This window comes from Streptomyces sp. LaPpAH-108 (genome assembly GCF_000373625.1).
In the GTDB taxonomy this organism is placed as follows: domain Bacteria; phylum Actinomycetota; class Actinomycetes; order Streptomycetales; family Streptomycetaceae; genus Streptomyces.
In genome coordinates, this window is the sequence record NZ_KB891997.1 from 209575 (window position 1) to 227606 (window position 18032).

General features: G+C 74.4%; 13 protein-coding genes. 6 read left to right on the forward strand and 7 right to left on the reverse strand.

What is annotated here, in order from left to right:
* Window positions 1-49: 49 nt before the first annotated feature.
* The 4 genes from B079_RS32755 to B079_RS36475 form a co-directional block, all read right to left on the reverse strand.
* Window positions 50-391 (reverse strand): DUF1232 domain-containing protein, encoded by a 342-nt coding sequence (locus B079_RS32755; protein ID WP_018548687.1) that lies wholly within the window; start codon window positions 389-391, stop codon window positions 50-52.
* A 112-nt stretch (window positions 392-503) separates the two neighbouring features.
* The gene (locus B079_RS32760; RefSeq protein ID WP_018548688.1) at window positions 504-1685 is read right to left on the reverse strand and encodes a hypothetical protein; all 1182 of its coding nucleotides are present in this window, start codon (window positions 1683-1685) and stop codon (window positions 504-506) included.
* A gap of 235 nt (window positions 1686-1920) precedes the next feature.
* On the reverse strand, window positions 1921-3285 hold the full coding sequence (locus tag B079_RS0125520; protein WP_018548689.1) for an FAD-dependent oxidoreductase: 1365 nt from the start codon (window positions 3283-3285) through the stop codon (window positions 1921-1923).
* Window positions 3286-3476: 191 nt separating this feature from the next.
* Window positions 3477-6332: an NlpC/P60 family protein gene (locus B079_RS36475; RefSeq protein ID WP_018548690.1), complete on the reverse strand. Its 2856-nt coding sequence runs from the start codon at window positions 6330-6332 to the stop codon at window positions 3477-3479.
* 495 nt (window positions 6333-6827) lie between these two features.
* Here B079_RS36475 and B079_RS0125530 point away from each other — a divergent pair, with 495 nt between their 5' ends.
* The gene (locus tag B079_RS0125530) at window positions 6828-8771 is read left to right on the forward strand and encodes a DUF1996 domain-containing protein (RefSeq protein WP_026249074.1); all 1944 of its coding nucleotides are present in this window, start codon (window positions 6828-6830) and stop codon (window positions 8769-8771) included.
* Between the two features lie 79 nt (window positions 8772-8850).
* On the opposite strand, the gene B079_RS0125535 is transcribed toward B079_RS0125530, so the two are convergent.
* Window positions 8851-9492 carry a class I SAM-dependent methyltransferase gene (locus B079_RS0125535; RefSeq protein WP_026249075.1) on the reverse strand — a complete coding sequence of 214 codons (642 nt, stop codon included), beginning with the start codon at window positions 9490-9492 and terminating at the stop codon, window positions 8851-8853.
* A gap of 110 nt (window positions 9493-9602) precedes the next feature.
* Here B079_RS0125535 and B079_RS0125540 point away from each other — a divergent pair, with 110 nt between their 5' ends.
* From B079_RS0125540 to B079_RS0125560, 5 genes are all read left to right on the forward strand, one after another.
* Window positions 9603-10061, forward strand: a complete 459-nt coding sequence (locus tag B079_RS0125540; protein ID WP_026249076.1) for a flavodoxin family protein — start codon at window positions 9603-9605, stop codon at window positions 10059-10061.
* Window positions 10062-10369: 308 nt separating this feature from the next.
* The gene (locus B079_RS32770; RefSeq protein ID WP_018548694.1) at window positions 10370-12496 is read left to right on the forward strand and encodes an acetoacetate decarboxylase family protein; all 2127 of its coding nucleotides are present in this window, start codon (window positions 10370-10372) and stop codon (window positions 12494-12496) included.
* 61 nt (window positions 12497-12557) lie between these two features.
* A complete protein-coding gene (locus B079_RS0125550; protein ID WP_018548695.1) occupies window positions 12558-12926 on the forward strand; it encodes a hypothetical protein in 369 nt (122 codons plus the stop codon).
* A 163-nt stretch (window positions 12927-13089) separates the two neighbouring features.
* On the forward strand, window positions 13090-14319 hold the full coding sequence (locus B079_RS0125555; protein WP_018548696.1) for a beta-ketoacyl-[acyl-carrier-protein] synthase family protein: 1230 nt from the start codon (window positions 13090-13092) through the stop codon (window positions 14317-14319).
* A 138-nt stretch (window positions 14320-14457) separates the two neighbouring features.
* Window positions 14458-14979 (forward strand): hypothetical protein, encoded by a 522-nt coding sequence (locus tag B079_RS0125560; protein WP_018548697.1) that lies wholly within the window; start codon window positions 14458-14460, stop codon window positions 14977-14979.
* Here the strand turns inward: B079_RS0125560 and nhaA are convergent.
* Both nhaA and B079_RS0125570 read right to left on the reverse strand, forming a co-directional pair.
* Entirely contained in the window at window positions 14954-16849 is a 1896-nt protein-coding gene (gene nhaA / locus B079_RS0125565; protein WP_018548698.1) for a Na+/H+ antiporter NhaA, read from the reverse strand. The genes B079_RS0125560 and nhaA overlap by 26 nt on opposite strands.
* Window positions 16846-17985, reverse strand: a complete 1140-nt coding sequence (locus B079_RS0125570; protein ID WP_051095293.1) for a PP2C family protein-serine/threonine phosphatase — start codon at window positions 17983-17985, stop codon at window positions 16846-16848. The genes nhaA and B079_RS0125570 overlap by 4 nt, the downstream gene beginning before the upstream one ends.
* Window positions 17986-18032: the final 47 nt, after the last annotated feature.

Consider the following 18032-nt stretch of genomic DNA (forward strand, 5'->3'; position numbering starts at 1 on the left):
TGCCCGGCCCCATCAGGCGAGACCGTCACAGCCGGTGGCGGACGGCGCACTACGAGGACCGCCGCGCCGACCTACCCGGACGCCCCCGCCTCACCCCGGCGGCGGGAGCCCGTACGGGTTCCTCCGGAAGGGCGCGCGGGGCACGCATGGAGCGCAGGGCGAGCAGCAGTACGCCGATGTCGTCCAGATAGACGGGATCGGGCAGCAGGTCGGTCGGCAGCAGCAGATAGGCGACCGCGCCCCAGAACACCCAGCGCGGCCCCGTGGGCAGCCCGGCCCGCCGCAGCCCGCGCCGGGTCCGCACCAGCCGCACCAGCAGGACGACCGCGACGGCCAGCACCCCGGCCGCCACGACGGCGGCCACCAGCAGCAGGACCGTGGTGGAATCCATCCGCTCTCCCCTCCCCTTCGTCCGAGCCCTCGGCGGGCCCCTCGTGGCGGGCCCGGAACCGTACGCCTTCCCTCTGCCCGCCGTACAGCGCTCTACGGCACCGGCGGGCCGCTCACTCCGGCCGGTCCGCCCCGCCGTCGCCGGACGGCGCCTCCCGCGCGGGCTCGGACCTCGTGCCCTTGGGGATGAACCGCAGCCGCTCGAAGGTCCGCGTGAGCTGCTGCAACGCCGAGCCGGGCCGGGCGTCGGCCCGCTGCTGGGGCAGCGCGGCGGGCGCCAGCTCACGGTAGGCGGCCAGCGCCTCGTGGGCCTCCTCGGCGGCCTGCCGGTACAGATCCCGCGACTTGGTCATCGCCTCCAGCGCCTCGGCGTACCGCGTGACCCGCTGCCGCTCGCGCTCCAGCTCCTCCTGGAGCGTCATCAGCGTCCAGTGGTCCCGCAGCTCCGTCAGGGCCTCCCCGAGGCCCCGGGGCAGCGGCCGGTCCAGTGCCACGAACCGCCGCAGCGCCGCGACGAGTTCGGTGGGCTCGGAGCCGTCCAGGAACACGCTGCGCACGCTGAAGTCACGGCTGTCGTAGTCCTTCGGCGCCGGGTCGGGGGAGAGCAGCACGGCACCGCCGCGCGGCACCTCGACCCCGAGATCCTTCAGGGCCCAGTTCACCGCGCGGAACTGCTGCGGGCTCGCCCGGTGCTCCACGACCCGATGCCGCAGGCCCGGCGGCAGCAGCCCGGCCAGCGGCAGCCGGCCGCGCTCGTCCGGGGTCATCGCCTCGTGCACGACCAGATTGACGCACCAGGCGTCCTTGGCCGCCTCGCGCAGCCTGCGCCGCATCTCCTTGTCGTCCGCCGGAAGCGGGTTGACCTGCCGGAACCGCAGGCCCGCGACGGTGGGATGGTGATCCCAGCCGCTGTCCTGCGGGGCGCCGCCCTCGGGCCAGAACAGGGTGGCGGGCGAGGGCCACGACTCGTCCCACGGCCGCTCCGCCTCCGCGACCAGCCGCCACGCCCACCCCTCCGGGCGTCCCGTACGGGGCAGGAGCGTCATCCGGGCCCGTACGGTGACGGCGCCCCCGGCCCGCCAGCGGGCCTCGAAGACGTACGGGACGGCTTCCTCGTCCCCGGCGGCACCGTCCATGGGGACGGCCGGTTCGGCGAAGTCGTCTATGTCCCCGCTCTCCTTGCGCCGCCGCAGGGTGCGGCGCACGACCTCCTCGGGGGCGGGGCCGGTGTGACGGCCCCGCGCCGCCCAGAGGGTCCGGGGGACGGTGTCGCGGTCGGTGGCGGAGTTCGACATGGGCCAATTCTGCTGATGGAGGCTGGTGCGTCCTCCAGTATCACCGTTCGGGTGCGCCGGACGGCGGCCGGTCCCCCCGGCGGCGCGTCGCCCGTTCGGACGCCCCGCCGGGGAGCCCTCCCGCTGTCACGTGGGAGAACGCCGTACGACGCGCCGAGACCCCTGCGGAGCCCGTGCGGTCCCGTAGGGGTCTCGGTCTTCAGTTCGTACGCGGCGGGAGGGCCGTCCGCGTGTCTCAGGCGCCGCTCTCGCGGAGCATGTCCTCGCGCTCGACGAGCTTCACCCGCGCGCGGCCCTGCGGCTCGCCCAGGGCGCGCTCGGCGGCGTCCAGCTTGTACCAGCCGTCCCAGGTGGTGAAGCGGACGCCCCGCTCGGCCAGGAACGCCTCCACGGCCTCCGGCTCGGGCGTGGCCGGGGTCTGGAGCCTGCCGCCCGCGTAGTCCTCCAGCAGGTTCGCGACGGTCTCGTTGGCGTCGCCCTTGGTGTGGCCGATGAGGCCGACCGGGCCGCGCCGGATCCAGCCCGTGACGTACGTCGACCGAAGGTGGTTGCCGCTCTCCTCGATGACCCGGCCGCCCTCGTCCGGGACGGTGCCCGTCTCCAGGTCCCAGGGCAGCTTGGGCAGCTTCTCGGAGAGGTAGCCGACGGCGCGGTAGACCGCGGTGACGTCCCAGTCCTTGAACTCGCCGGTGCCCTTGACGTTGCCGGTGCCGTCCAGCGCGGTGCGCTCGGTGCGCAGGCCGGTGACCTTGCCGTCCGCGCCCAGGATCTCCGCCGGGGACTCGAAGAAGTGCAGGAAGAGCTTGTGCGGGCGGTCGCCGACGTCGCGGATCGCCCAGTTCTCCAGGGTCTTGGCGACCATGTCGGCCTGCTTGTTGCCGCGCCGGGTCTCGATCGAGCCCGCGTCGTAGTCGATGTCCTCGGGGTCGACGATGACCTCGATGTTCGGGGAGTGGTCCAGCTCGCGCAGCTCCATCGGGCTGAACTTCGCCTGCGCCGGGCCACGGCGGCCGAAGACGTGGACCTCCAGGGCCTTGTTCGCCTTCAGACCGTCGTAGACGTTCTGCGGGATCTCCGTCGGCAGCAGCTCGTCGGCCGTCTTGGCGAGGATGCGCGCCACGTCCAGGGCCACGTTGCCGACGCCCAGGACGGCGACCTTCTCGGCCTCCAGCGGCCAGGTGCGCGGGACGTCCGGGTGGCCGTCGTACCAGGACACGAAGTCGGCGGCGCCGTAGGAGCCGTCCAGGTCGATGCCGGGGATCGACATCTCGCGGTCGGCCATCGCGCCGGTGGAGAAGATCACCGCGTCGTAGAAGGCGCGCAGGTCGTCCAGGCTGAGGTCGGTGGGGTAGTCCACGTTGCCGAAGAGACGGATCTGCGGCTTGTCCAGCACCTGGTGCAGGGCCGTGATGATGCCCTTGATGCGCGGGTGGTCGGGCGCGACGCCGTACCGGATCAGGCCGAACGGGGCGGGCATCCGCTCGAAGATGTCGATGGACACGCCGGGGTCGGCGGCCGTCTCGGACTTCAGCAGGGCGTCGGCGGCGTAGATCCCGGCGGGGCCGGCTCCGACGATGGCTACCCGCAGGGGGCGCGGCATGATCAGGTTCCCTTCGAGCGTGGACAGGCGACTCGATCAGGAAGCCTAAGCTAAGGCAGCCCTAAGTTAGTACACGGGTCCGGCCTATGGACTCATAAGGCTGTCTTATGGGGCGATAGGTCGGGTTATGGGGCCAGATGTGTGGTCTGGCCCCATGTGGGCTGTATGCGTGGCTGGTCGGGCCCGGGCCGTCACGCGGGGCGGATCACGCGGTGGATCGCGGCCTCGCCCGCGCCGTAGATCGACTCCTCGCGGATGAGGGCGCCGGGGCCGGGGGCGTGGATCATCGTGCCGTTGCCGACGTAGAGGCCCACGTGCCGGTCGTCCTCGAAGAACAGGACGAGGTCACCGGGCTGGATCGCGGCCAGCGTCACCGGGCTGCCCCCGAGCGCCTGCTCCGCCGCACCGCGCGGCAGCGCGACCCCGGCCGCCCGCCACGCGTTCTGCGTCAGGCTCGAGCAGTCGTACGAGTCTGGCCCGGTCGCCCCCCAGACACACGGCCTCCCGAGCTGCGCCCGCGCGAACGCGATGGCCTTGGCGGCGCGGACCGCGTGCGCGGATTCGCTGGCCGCGGGGGTGGCGGGTGCGGCGGTGGGGAAGCCGCCGGTCTGCTGAGCGGGCGGGGCTGCGGGGGCGGGGGGCTGCTGGGGGTAGGCGGGGGGTGTGGCTGCGGTTGCGGCTGTCGGGGGCGTGGTGGGGACGGGGGGCTGCTGGGGCTGGGGTGCGGCGGCCTGCGGGGCCGGGGCGGGAGCGGGTTGGGGGGCGGCGGCCTGGGCTGGGGCCTGGGCGGCCGGGAACGTGAACGAACCCGTCTGGTACGCGGCGGCGGGGTAGGCGCCGGGCGCCTGGGCGGGCGGGGGTGTCGCGGGGGCGGCCATCTGCGGGGGTGCCGTGTCAACTGCGGTCATCGGGGCCGCACTTGTGGCCTGGTAGGGGTTTGCGCCGCTGGGCTGGGCGGCAGGGAAGGCGCCGGGAGCGGGGGTCGGGAACTGGCCCGTTGCTCCCGCCTGAAGCATCCCCGGGTCAACGGGCGGTGCGGCAGCCGTACTTACCGCCTGGAACGAACCGGTGCCGTCTTGCTGGGGCACCCCGGGGGCAGCGGTGGGGAAGGCTCCCGTGTTCGCGGCCTGCGCCGCGCCGCTGTCGGCTGCCGGGTATGCCCCGGTGGCGCCCTGCTGGGGTGCGGGGGCGGCCATCGCCGGGAATGTTCCGGTGTTGCCCGCCTGGGGGGTCGCGGCTCCGGCCGCCGGGTATGTACCTGTGCCGTTCTGCTGGGGTATCCCGGAGGCAGCGGTGGGGAAGGCTCCCGTGTTCTGGGCCTGCGCCGGGCCGGGGTTGGTCGCCGAGTATGCCCCGGTGGCGCCCTGCTGGGGTGCGGCGGCGGCCATCGCCGGGAGCGTTCCGGTGTTGCCCTGCTGGGGAGTTGCGGCTCCGGCCGCCGGGTACGTACCCGTGCCGTTCTGCTGGGGCACGCCGGGGGCGGCCCCCGGGAAAGCCCCCGTGCTCGCGGCCTGCATGGCACCGGTGTCGGCCGTCGGGTACTGGGGCGCGGCGGCGCCAACGCCCGGGAAGGTTCCCGCGCTTGGGGCCTGCGGGGAACCGGCGTCCGGTGCCGGGTACGCACCCGCAGCGCCCTGCTGGGGCGCGGTGGTGCCAACTCCGGGGAAGGACCCGGTGTCGGCCGCCGGGTACGCCCCCGTGCCCCCCTGCTGGGACATCGCCGCGCCGACTCCCGGGAAGGACCCGGTGTTCGCGGCCTGCGGTGCGCCCGCTGCGGCCCCCGGGAACGTACCCGTGTTCCCCGCCTGAGCCGTCGCCGGATCGACCACCGGGAACGCGCCCGTGCCACCGGCTTGGAGCATCCCGGGGTCGACCGCCGGGAACGCGCCCGTGCCACCGGCCTGGAGTACTCCCGGGTCAACCGCCGGGAAAGCACCCGTACTTGCCGCCGGGAACGCGCCGGTGTCCCCGCCGGGGAACGCCCCCGGGCCGCCGGGAGCCGCCGCAGGCTGCGGAGTCGGGGGGAAGTACGCGAGCGAACCCGTGTCCGTCACCGCGTCCGGGATGGCCGCGTACGCCGCCCAGGTACCGGCGCTGGTGTCGGAGAGGGGCGCGGCGGCCGGGAGCGTCGCCGCCCACTGCTGGGGCTGCTGCCACTGACCCGTGGCCTGGGACTGGCCCCCGGGCTGCGACTGGGCCTGGGCGGCCTGGGCCGGAGGCTGCGCGCGCTGGACCGGTGGCTGCGCGCGCTGGACCGGTGGCTGCGCGGGCTGCGCGGACGGCGTCGTCGGCGGTACCGGGTGCCGAGTCAGCAGCTGGTTCGCGGAGGCCAGCTTGTCCTGGTACTCCGACTTGGCCTCGGTGCCGTTCGGCGCGGCGGGCAGCCCGCTGGACGCGCGGACCGCGGCCTCCTGGGCGACGGCCGGGGCCGGACCGGCGGGCGGCGCGGCGAGGGCGGCACCGGCGGCGGGCGCGGCGTACCCCATCGGCTCCGGCGGCCCCGCCGTCATGGCGGGCAGCGGGATCAGACCGCTCGTCTCGGTCATGCCGGGACCGGCGAAGCCCGGCGGGGTCTGAGCCGGGAAAGCGCCCTGCGCGGGCGGGAGTTGCGGCGCGGCGGGAGTCGGCCCGGCCTCCAGGGCCGCCGGGGGCCGCGCGCCCGGGAGGGCCGCCGAGGGACCGCCGCCACCCGTCAGCTCGGCAGGCGCGCGCTGCCCGGAGGGCCCGGCGCCGAGCGCGGGCGGGGCGGGGGCGGTGAGTTCGGGGGCGTAGTCGGTACGGCCGCCCGAGGTGATCTCCGGCATCCGGTCCGGCGGCAGCGCGGCGGGAACCGTCGGGCCCAGCTTGGCGCGGGCCACGTCGAACCACTGCTGCGCGAGCGCGTCCAGGGCCGGGTCGGAGCCGCCCCGCTGCTTGGCCAGCGGTACGCCTCTACGGGTGGCCGCCGCCATCGCACGGGTGGCGTTGAAGTTCCCGGTGTCGTTCTCGGCCCGGGCGTAGAGGGAGTCGATCCGCTGCCGCACCTCTTCGGGGTTCTCCGATGCCATGCGAGACGCGCTCCTTCCTCGCCCCGCGGGGCAATCGGGCCGGCGCGCCCGCGAAGTCGGTCGAACCCCCGCTCCGGGCGCCGCGGAGGGCTCACGGGGTGGGGAGCCGGGCGGCCTTGGCGTCAACCTAGCCAACTTGTGTCACTCGTGTGAAGGTCGACGGGTGGAATGTCCGATACGTATTTGTGATGTTCACGGCAGTGTTCGAGCGGGAAAGGGAGCGCCCCCGTGACGAACCCGCGCCCCGCGCCTCCGGGGGCCCCGCGTCCGTAGGCCGTCGCCCGTCATGTGGCGGGTTTTTCTTATGAGTTCGGCCTGAATCCCTGATGCCGTTGAACACATCGGCGCCGCCCCGCGTATGGGGACCGGGGCGACTCCTGCCCCGCACCGGGCACGCCCCGACCGACCACGACACGCAGGGGAACGACCTTGGAACCCAACAGGCGCAGACGCCCGACCGGCGCACGACGTGTGACCTTCGCCGCCATGGCCCTGATGCTCGGCGGCGGTGGCCTCGTCGCGGCGAACGTCTACGCCTCGGCCTCCGAAGGCGGCTGGGGCGGGCAGAGCCCGGAGGCGACCGGACAGGTCAAGGCCGCCGGTATGGCCACGATCGACTGCCCCGACGTGGGCACCCAGTTGACGAAGGTGCCCGAGGCGGCCCGCGCCGACGTGGACCGCGAACTGGCCCAGCTGGACCAGCAGATCGCCGCCGCCTACCAGCAACTCCAGCAGTCCGCACCGGAGATACGGCAGGACCCGGCCGCCGCCGACGGCCCGATCATGAACCCGCTGAAGGACAAGCGGAAGGCGACCCTGGACCGCGTGGCCGACGCCATCGGCCGGGCCGGGGACCGCCCCGAGGGGCTCGACGCGCTCGCCGCCTGCACCATGCGCCCCGCCGAGAGCGCCCCCGGCGACAGCGCCTCGGCCGAGAGCACGCCGCCCGCCGCCACCCAGCCCCCCGCGGACAACGGCCAGGCCCCGGGCCAGGGCGGCAACGGACCCGTCGCGGCGGACTACACCGACATCAAGTCCGTACAGCCCAACGTGCCGAACCCGGCGAAGGGTTCGGACGCCTCCGGCGGTTCGTTCACCTCCGAGTGCGGTGTCAACGAGAACGGCCTGCGCAACTCCGACAACGTCATCGTGGCCCCCGGCGTCTCCAACGGCGCCCACCACTTCCACGACTACGTCGGCAACCAGTCCAACACCGCCTTCGCCAGCGACGACGACCTCGCCAAGGCCGACACCTCCTGTGTCGACAAGGGTGACAAGTCCACGTACTACTGGCCGGTGCTGCGTCTGCAGAACGGCAAGCAGGAGAAGGACGCGGGCGCCCCGGGCGGCGGCACCGAGGGCAACGCGGGCGAGATCGTCACGCCCAAGCAGGTCACCATCACCTTCGAGGGCAACCCGCGTGGCAAGGTCGCCGAGATGCCTCGGCTGCTGCGCATCATCACCGGTGACGCCAAGTCGTTCGTCAACGGCCCGGCCAACGCCAACGCGTCCTGGAGCTGCACCGGGTTCGAGGACCGGCAGCTGAAGGACAAGTACCCGCTGTGCCCGTCCGGTTCGGACGTGGTGCGCACCTTCCGCTTCCAGAGCTGCTGGGACGGCCGCAACACCGACAGCGCCAACCACCGCACCCACGTGGCCTTCGCCGGTGAGGACGGCGCCTGCCCCGAGGGCTTCGAGCCCATCCCGCAGCTGGTGCAGCGCATCGTCTACGACGTGGACGCGCCGAGCCTGAACGACGGGGGGAAGACGGTGCCGTTGTTCGCGGTGGACTCCTTCCCCGAGCAGCAGCACAAGCCCGTCACCGACCACGGCGACTTCATCAACGTCTTCGACGAGAACCTGATGCGCGAGATGGTCGACTGCATCAACTCCGGCCGTACGTGCGGCCCTCGCGGTGACGACGGCGGCGACAAGGGCGGCGACCAGGGCGGCGACGGCAAGGGCGACGGCCAGAACGACAACGGCGGCAAGCCCGGCGACGACGCCACCGCGAGCAGCCCCGCCGAGGCGCCGCAGACCGACGCGACCGTCACCCCAACCGGCGGCACCAAGCACGACGGCCACGGCAAGGGCGGCAAGCAGGACGAGCCCGGGAAGGCCGCCGAGCCGACCGAGACGACCGAGCCGGCCCAGGCCCCGAAGTCGGACCGCACCACCGCCCCGGCCGACCGCACCACCGCCCCTGGCAGCAAGGGCACCGAGACCGCCGAGGCCACCCCCTCCGTCTCGGCCACCGACAGCACAGGCGTGGCGGCCGTTCCGCAGACCACGCCGCCGCCCGCCACCGGCACCGAGCCCCAGACGTCCGGCGGCAGCCTCGCGGAGACCGGCGCGCAGCTCTGGCCCGCCGCGATCGGCGTCCTGCTGGCCCTGTCCGGCCTGGTGATGTTCCTGCGGGCCCGGCGCCTGCGCTACTGACCGGGAATCGGCAGCCGTAGCGACAAGGCGGCGGCGGTGCGAGGGCGACGAGCCCCGCACCGCCGCCGCCGTCGTCGTCTCAGCCCTCGTCCCGTCGGCAGTACAGGAACACCTGCGGCTCCGGCCCGCCGTCCGGATGTGCCGGAGTGAACATCACGTTCTCCTCCGCCAGCACCGAAAGACCGGAATCCGCCGCCAGCCGGGCGAAGTCCCCGGCCGCGAAGCTCGTCACCCGCACCGGCTGGCCCATGAACGTCACGTCCACGCCCTCCACGTCGACCGGCACCGTCGCCAGCACGGCGAGCCCGCCCGGCCGGAGCGCTGCGGCCAACTTGCCCACCACGGCGGCCTGTTCGGCGCGGGTCATCTGGAGCAGCGAGAAGTAGACGCACACCGCGTCGAACGCCCCCACGGCGAGCGGCAGTTCACGGATGTCCCCGAGCCGGAACTCGGCCTCCGGCACCTGCCGTGCGGCCAACTCGACCATCACCGGGGAGACATCGACGCCGAGCACCCGATGTCCCGCGTCCACCAGGACCCGCGCGGTCGGCCGGCCCGTACCGCTGCCCACGTCCAGCACCCGGCTGCCCGGCTTCAGCCGCTCCACCAGCCAGCCCAGCGAGGCGAGATGGGATGCGGAGGTGGCGAACGCCTCCTCGTAGGCCAGACCCAGCGCGTCGAACACGACGGCTGCCGGTGCCCGCTCTTCTTCCTCGGCCAAGACGGCTCCTCCCGTATCCCGTTCAGCTGCCCGGCATCGTCGCACCCCGGCCGGTGCGCCACAACGACCCCGTTTGCGGCTCCCGGTGCCCGCAGGGCACGCTTCCGGACGTGCCTACCTTGCTGATCGTCCATCACACCCCCTCGCCGAACTGCCAGGAACTGTTCGAGGCCGTGCTCTCCGGCGCCGAGACCCCCGAGATCGAGGGCGTCCGCGTCGTACGCCGCGCCGCCCTCGCCGCCACCGCCTCCGACGTGCTGGCGGCCGACGGCTACCTCCTCGGCACCCCCGCCAACCTCGGCTACCTGTCCGGCGCCCTCAAGCACTTCTTCGACCAGGTCTACTACCCCTGCCTGGACGCGACCCGGGGCCGTCCCTTCGGCGCCTGGGTCCACGGCGGCAGCGACGTGACCGGCGCCCTGCGCGCACTCGACGCCCTCACCACCGGCCTGGGCTGGCGCCGCGTCGCCGAGACCGTGACCGTCACCGGCACCCCCGCGAAGACCGACACGGAGGCGTGCTGGGAGCTGGGCGCCACCGTGGCCGCCTCCCTGTCCGCCGAGGTCTGACCGGACGGTCCCGCCACCGCCCCGGTTCACCCGTTCGAGTGGTCGGGCGACTCGGATACGGTGCGCCTCCCGCACCGGCCGGACGCCCCCTCGGCCGACCCGCCCGAGCGCCCCGTCCGCCCGGCGCCGCGCGGGTCCGACGGGCCTTCCGGAACCGTCCCCGCGCCCCTCGTCGCCGTCTCACCTGCGACCCGGACGGAAGTGCGGGCACGCAGACGCTGGCCGACGATGGGACCGAGGCCGCCTCCAGGGCCTGTCGTCGGAGGCGGTCGCACCCGTCGTACACAGTCGAACCGAGGGAGCGTCGGATGCGAGCGGACGGCCACGCACCCGGACGGCCCGCCAAGGGCGGACAGCACGACGACGGACGCGAGAGCGCGGAACTGCTGCGGCGGGCCGCACGCGACGTGCTCGACGCCGCCGAGGGCATACGCGCGGTGGCCGCGCGCACCACGGCCGCGCTCTCCGCGCCCACCCCCTCGGCGCCGCGCCGCCGCCGTACCCGCCTCTCTCCGGCCGCCCGCGCCGCGCTCCTGCGGGCCCTGACCGACCGCCGGGGCCTCGGCTCCCCACCCGCCCGCGATGCCCGGGGCCTCGCTCGCGTGCTCGGCGCGGGGGCCTCGGCCCTCGGCGGCGAGAACCTGGCCGCCAAGGTGGCCGTCACCGCGCTGCGGCTGCGCACCGCCGCCCTGCTCACCGGCCACCCCGAACTCGCCCGCGAACCGGGCGTGCGCAGGCTCCGCCGCGCCCTCACCGCCCACCGTGACCGGGACGCCGTCCGCGCCCTGCGCGCCCTGTTCCGCGACCGGGACGCCCAGCGCTCCCTGGCCGGACTCACCGCCCTGATGGCCGAACTGCTGCCCGTGCGCGCCCTGTTGGACGCCGAACCGGAGGACCGCGCGGGCGACGCGGAGGGCGGACCGGCGAGCGGGCCCGGCGCCGCGGCGGCCGAGGGCACCGTCCTCACCGACCAGGAACGGCAGACCATCGCCACCGAGGGCTCCTTCCTCGGCTTCCTGCGCAACATCGAGACGCTGTCCTGCGCCGGACGCGTCCTCGTGCAGAACGTACGCGGCCCCGACGGCGTCGTCCGCTACGTCGTCCAGGCCCCCGGCACCGCCCCCGGCCGCCCCCGCGACGACGCGCCGCCCGACGTGCTCGGCGCCTGGCACGAGCAGTTCACCCCCGACTCGCCGTACACCCGGGCCCTGTTGCCCGCCGTCGGGGACCACGGCATCCCGCGCGGCGCCGACCTCGCGCTGATCGGCCACGGCGAGGGCGGCACCGCGCTGCTCAACCTCGCCCAGGACCCCGAGTTCTGCGCCACCTACCGGGTCACCCATGTGATCGCCGTCGGCTCCCCGCCCCACCGGGGCAAACCCGCCGACCCGCGCACCTGGGTCGCCCGCGTCACCGACGAACACGACATCGTGCCCGCCCCCGAGGGCCGGGCCAGTGCCGCCGCCGACACCCACCCCCACCGCTACGAGGCCGAATTCGCCGGTACGGCACGGGAATTCCCCCGCTCCCACACGCTGCGCGGATACCTGGAGCACCTGCGCACCACCGCCCCCGCCGTACGCGAGGACATCGACCGCGCGCTCGCGCCGTACCGAGGGCCCGTCGTGCGCACCCAGGCGTACCGGCTGAAGAACCGCGCCCACCCGCCCGACGGCCACCCCTTCCTCACCCTGCCCACCACCTCCCTCGCCACCACCCGGGGCCCGGTCTCGATGCCGGTGCGCTACCACGACTCCTCCTCGGCCCACCTGTGCTTCCCGGCCGACGCCGAGGCCGTACGCGCCCTGCTGCCCCACGTCGCCTGGATGCGGCCGAGCACACCGGCGCGGCGCGCGCTCGCGGTGCTGTCCCTGTACGAACACCGCAGCTCCACCATCGGCCCGTACACCGAGATCGTCCTGTCGGTGCTGGTCGACGACCTGTGGCGGCCCCGCCCCCTCGACCTCGCCACTGATCTGCTGCGCCGCGCCGACCTGCGCCGCACCGGCCGGTACGTCCTCTCGCTCGCCGTCACCAGCGAGGAGGCCCAGGTCGTCGCGCGGGAGATCTGGGGCCTGCCCGCACTGCGCGCAGCCGCCGAAGCGGACTTGACGGATCGTCAACTCCGGTTCGCGGCGCCGGACATCGGCGTCACCGTCGAAGGGCGCCTCGGCCCGGGCATCCGCTGCCCCGAGGCCGACTGGGTCCTCTACGGCAGGCGCGGCGAGAGCACCGTCCGCACCCTCGTCCGCACCAGCGGACGCCCCCGGCTGCACCTCGGGACGGGTGTGCGGCTGCACCTGGACACCTCCGCCGCCGAACCCATGTCCGGGCAGCTGCGCAAGCTCGGCGCCGACGGCGCGCGGCCCCTGTTCGTGCTGTCCTGCCCGCAGTCCATGGTCCACCGCAGCGCGGGGGCGGTGCTGCCCCGCTGACCCCGCCGACGACGAAGACGCGACCGACCCACGTGACCGACCCACGCGACCGGGAGCAGCCATGGTGACCGAGTCCCCCCGTACGACGCCACGCGCCGCCGAACTCCTCGACCGGGCGGCCGGGTTGCGCGCCGACGCCGAGCTGATGGACGGCTACGCCCGCCGTCTCGTCGCCACCGCCCAAGCCCTGTCCGCCTGTTCCGCCGCCCCCGCGCACACCCGCCCCGCCCTGACCCGGCAGGCGGCGGCCTGCCGCCGGGCGGCCGGTCAACTCCGGGCGGCGGCAGCCGTGTTGCTCACCGCGCACCTGAGAACGGACGCCGTACCGAGCGGCCGTACGGGACGGTCGAGCGGACGCGCGGGACGGTCGAGCGGCCTGGCCGGACGGCCGCCCGCCGCCGGACCCCGGTCGTACGACGGCATCGCCTGACCGCCCTCGCCTGAGTGTCCTCGCCCGAGCGGCACCGCCCGCGCCGCGTTCGCGCATACGGGTGGTAGCGGGCGCGGTCCTCGGCCGAACGAGTGTGGCGCGGCGGCCCGGGCGCCACGGGCCCCCATAATCACGGCACATGCAGCTCGTGAAATCAGGTGACATGAACCGGCGTCCCCCCGTGGCCGTCACCGGACTCGGACTGGTCACGCCGGCCGGAGTCGGCAGGGACGCCGCCTGGGAGGGCCTGTGCGCCGGGCTCTCCACGGCGACCGCCGACCCGGGCCTGGACGGGCTGCCGGTGGCGTTCTCCTGCCGGGTGCCCGACCTCGATGCGGCCGGACTGCTCGGCCACCGGCTCAGCCGCCGCCTCGACCGCTTCACCACCTTCGCGCTGCTCGCCGCGCGCGAGGCCGTGGCCGACGCCCGGACCGGCCCCGACGGCTGGGAGGCCGCCCGGGTCGGCGTCGTCATGGGAGTCGGCACCGGCTCCATGCAGGGCTGGCAGGCCGAGTTCGACCGGCTCGCGGACCAGGTGCCCGACCGGGTCTCGCCGCTCGCACTGCCACGCAGCGTGCCCAACATGGCCGCCGCCGAGATCGCGCTCGACCTCGGCGTCACCGGCCCCAACATGGTCGTCAGCACCGCCTGCGCCTCCGGCACCAGCGCCATCGGGCTCGCCCGCGACTGGCTGCTCTCCGGCGCCTGCGACCTGGTCCTGGCCGGGGGCAGCGAATCGGCCCGACTCCCCATGACCGCCGCCTGTTTCGCCCAGATGCGCGCGCTGTCCCGCCGCACCGGGGCCCCGCACGAGGCGTCCCGCCCCTTCGACCGCGACCGCGACGGCTTCGTCCTCGGCGAGGGCGCCGCCGTCCTCGTCCTGGAGCGCACCGAGGACGCCCGCGCCCGGGGCAGCCGCCCCGCCGCCTACGTCTCCGGCTTCGGCGCCTCCTGCGACGCCCACCACTTCACCGCCCCGCACCCCGGCGGCGACGGCGCCGCCCGCGCCATCCGGGCCGCCCTCACGGACGCCGGACTCGCCCCCGAGGACGTCGACCACGTCAACGCCCACGGCACCTCCACCCCCCAGGGCGACCTCGCCGAACACAACGCCCTGCGCCAGGTCTTCCGGCAGCCGCCGCCCGTCACCGCCGTCAAGGGCACCATCGGCCACGCCATCGGCGGCGCGGGCGCCATCGAGGCCGCCTGCACCGTCCTGACCCTGCGCCACCAGCTCATCCCGCCGACCGCCAATCTGCACACCCAGGACCCGGCGATCGACCTGGACGTCGTCGCCAAGGCGCCCCGCCCGCAGGAGATGCGCGCGGCCATCAGCAGCTCGTTCGGCTTCGGCGGCCAGAACGCGGTGCTGGCGTTCACGGCCGCCGACTGACGGGAAGCCCGCCTCCCGGCCGGGAAAATCACCGTAAAAGGGGACGGGAACCGGGAACCACGGGGCGACAATCGCGCTCTTACGGTCCGTCAACGGCCGGGAACGGCCCGGCCGGGTAGAAAACGGGTGAACAGGCACATGTCCTTCCGCAACCGCATGACACCGCTGACCACCGTCGCCCTCGGCGCGGGCCTCGTCCTGGCCGCCGTGACCCCGGCCCTGGCGGGCACGGCCCGTACGACGCCCCACACCACCACCGCCCCTGCCGCCCGCCCCGCCGCGGTCACGAGCGTCCAGGGCGACCCCCGCAACGTCACCCAGCGCGTGGCCGACTTCTACGGCGCCTACATCGACGCGATCTGGGACGGCGAGGACCCGGCGAGTGCCGCCGACGCCAAGGCCCTGCGGAACTTCTACCTCTCGGCCCCGGCCCGCAAGAAGGTCGCCGCCTGGGAGCGCAAGAACCACGCCGACGGCATCCTCTTCGCCCAGAACGTCCCCGTGAAGTGGAAGGCCGCCTACTCCGGCTCGGGCATGGGCCACGCCACCACCCGCGTCACGCTGACCTGGAGCGACGGCAAGCACCCCGAGGTCACCCGGATCGACGTCCAGTCGGACCTCACGTCCCGCAAGATCACCGACCTGAAGCAGGTGCGCTGACGGCGGCACGCTCCCGGGCGCTGCGCACCGCCTCGGCGAGCCCGCTCAGATCGTAGGAACCGCGGTACAGCCGCCCGTTGACGAAGAAGGTCGGTGTCCCGGCGACCCCGCTGAGGTCGGCCGACTCGACGTCCTCGGCCACCCGGGCGGCTCCCGCGTGGGCGCGCAGGTCCCGTTCGAAGCGGGCGGTGTCCAGGCCCAGCTCCTCGGCGTAGCGCAGCAGGTCCGAGATGCGCAGGGCGCCCTGGTGGGTGAGGAGGACGTCGTGCATCGGCCAGAAGGCGTCCTGCCGGTCCGCCGCCTCCGTGGCCTCGGCGGCCAGCTGGGCATGGGGATGCACGTCGTGCAGCGGCAGATGGCGCCATACGTAACTGACGTCGTCGACGTCCGCGAGCAGATCGCGCAGGGCGGGCTCGGCCTGGCCGCAGTACGGGCACTCGAAGTCGCCGTACTCCACCACGGTGACCGGGGCGTCGAGCGGGCCGCGCACATGGTCGCGGTCCCGGTCCACGGGCACGGCGAGGTCGGTGATGCCCTGGGCCGTCCCCAGCAGCGCCCGCGAGCGGCCGAGGCGCGGCAGTGTGTGGACGAGACCGGTGACCACCCAGGTCAGCACGAGGGAGACCGGCACGGTGGCCAGGACGCCGACCTTGGCCTGGGTCAGCTCCTCGCCGTCGAAGGCGAGCGTGGCGATCAGCAGGGAGACGGTGAAGCCGACCCCGGCCGCCGTGCCGCCCGCGAGGACCGAACCCCAGCCGACCTGCGGGCGCAGCCGCCCGCGGCTCACCCGGGTGGTGACGAACTCGGCCACGAAGATGCCCAGCGGCTTGCCCACGACATAGGCGACCAGGATGCCCAGGGTGACCGGTGAGCCGAGGCTGTGGACGAGCCCGGACCAGCTGACGTGGACACCGGCGTTGGCCAGGGCGAACAGGGGCACGACGACATAGCTGGTCCACGGGTGGAACAGCTGCTGGAGCCGCCCGTTCGGCGAGATCGCGGCGGCCAGGCCCTGGCGCAGATTCCGCTCCAGCTCAGGAGTCGGCTGCTCCCGGAAGAGCCGGAACAGGCCGGTGGCCCGCTCCAGTTCGCTGCGCGAGGCCGGGTAGGCGTAGGTGAGCAGCCCGAACGCCAGACCGGTGACGACGGGATCGATGCCCGACTCCAGCAGCGCCACCCAGACACCGGCCGCCGCCACCGCGTACACCGCGCCGTTGCGGACGCCGACCCGGCGCAGGAACAGCGCCACCGCGAAGACGGCCGCGGCGGCGAGCAGCGCGGGCCAGGAGATGCTGCCGCTGTAGGCGAAGGCGATGACCGCGAGGGCCACGAAGTCGTCGACCACGGACACGGTCAGCAGGAAGGTGCGCAGCGCCGACGGCAGCCGCCTGCCCAGCAGGGCCAGCGTCCCGAGGGCGAACGCGGTGTCCGTGGACATCGCCGCGCCCCACCCGTACCCGGCGCCGTCCCGGCCCGCGAAGGCCAGGAAGATCAGGACGGGGACGAGCATCCCGGTCAGGCCCGCGGCCAGGGGCAGCGCGACCCGGCGGCGCTCGCGCAGCTCGCCCATGTCGAACTCGCGGCGCGCCTCCAGGCCGACCACGAAGAAGAACAGCGCCATCAGACCGCTGTTGATCCAGCCGCGCAGGTCCAGACCGAGCCCGGCGGAGCCCGCGCTGACCGACAGCCGCGTCGTCCAGGCGTCCTCGTACACACCCGGCGCGAGAGCGGCCCACACCAGCGCGCCGAGCACGGCCACCACCAGCACGAGCGCGCTGCCGGTCTCGGTGCGCAGGAAGTCCCGCAGCGGGGTGTGCAGGGATCTCGAACAGGCGGTCTGCCCGGTCCCCGAAGAGGCGGCGCCGGTCATCTGTGGGATGCCCACCCGTGGTGATGCCGGTGCTGGTCGGCAGGGGCCCGGTGTACGGCGACGAGGGCGGCGTCGTCACCGAGACGGCCGCCCACGTGGGCGAGGAGGTCGCGGCGCAGATGGTGCATCAGGGCTTCCGGGGTGTCGTCGGTCCAGCGGGCGACGCGGTCGGCCAGGGGGTAGAAGCGGCCCTGGGCGTCGCGGGCCTCGATCACGCCGTCCGTATAGAGGAGAAGGGTGTCGCCGGGGGCGAGCGCGAACGCGTCCACCGTGTGGTCGGCGTCGCCGTGGACGCCGAGGGGCGGGGAGGGATGCAGGCTCGGGACGGTGACGTGGTGGCCGGGGCTCAGCAGCAGCGGGGGAGGGTGGCCGCAGCTGGTCATCAGGGTGATCGCGTCCCCCTCCGGGATCTCCACGAGGAGGGCCGTGGCGAACCGCTCGCCCGCCTCCTCCGGGGTGTCCAGCTCGGCGGCGTACCGCGTGATGCTCCGGTCCAGCGCGGTCGCCAGCTCCCCGAGCGGCATGTGCCGGTGCGCGCTCTCCCGGAACGCGCCGAGCAGCAGCGCGGCCTCACCGATCGCCGGAAGCCCCTTGCCCCGTACGTCCCCGATCAGCACCCGTACCGCCCCCTCGCCCGGCGTCACCGCGTACAGATCACCGCCTATCTGCGCCTCGTCCTCGGCCGCGAGATACAACGACGCGATCCGCAGCGGACCGATCTGCTCGGGCAACGGCCACATCAGCACGTGCTGCGCCGCCTCGGCCACACTGCGGACCTGCGCCAGCTGCGCCTTGCGCCGCTCGCGTACGACGCTGTAGACGACCAGGATCGCGCACAGCACCGCCAGGGTGACGAGCTGCACGATGTGGTTCGTGGTGCCGATGCCGCCGTGCTGGAATCCGATGAGCGCCTGCGCGGCGAGCGCGAGGGCCCCCACGAACGCGGTGGTCCGGGGCCCGGCCAGCGACGGCGTCAGCGCCGGAGCGATCACCAGCGCAGGACCCAGATGTATGTCCGTCGGCACCCGCAGATCCACCACCGTGATCACCACGATCAGCGCGACCGGCAACAGCAGCAGCGCATGCGCCGAACGCAACGCCCACCGCGGCCCCACGGCCCACCCACCCGACCTCATTCCCCCAGAGTGCGCCAGAAGCCGCCCACCGGCATGTCGTCGCACGC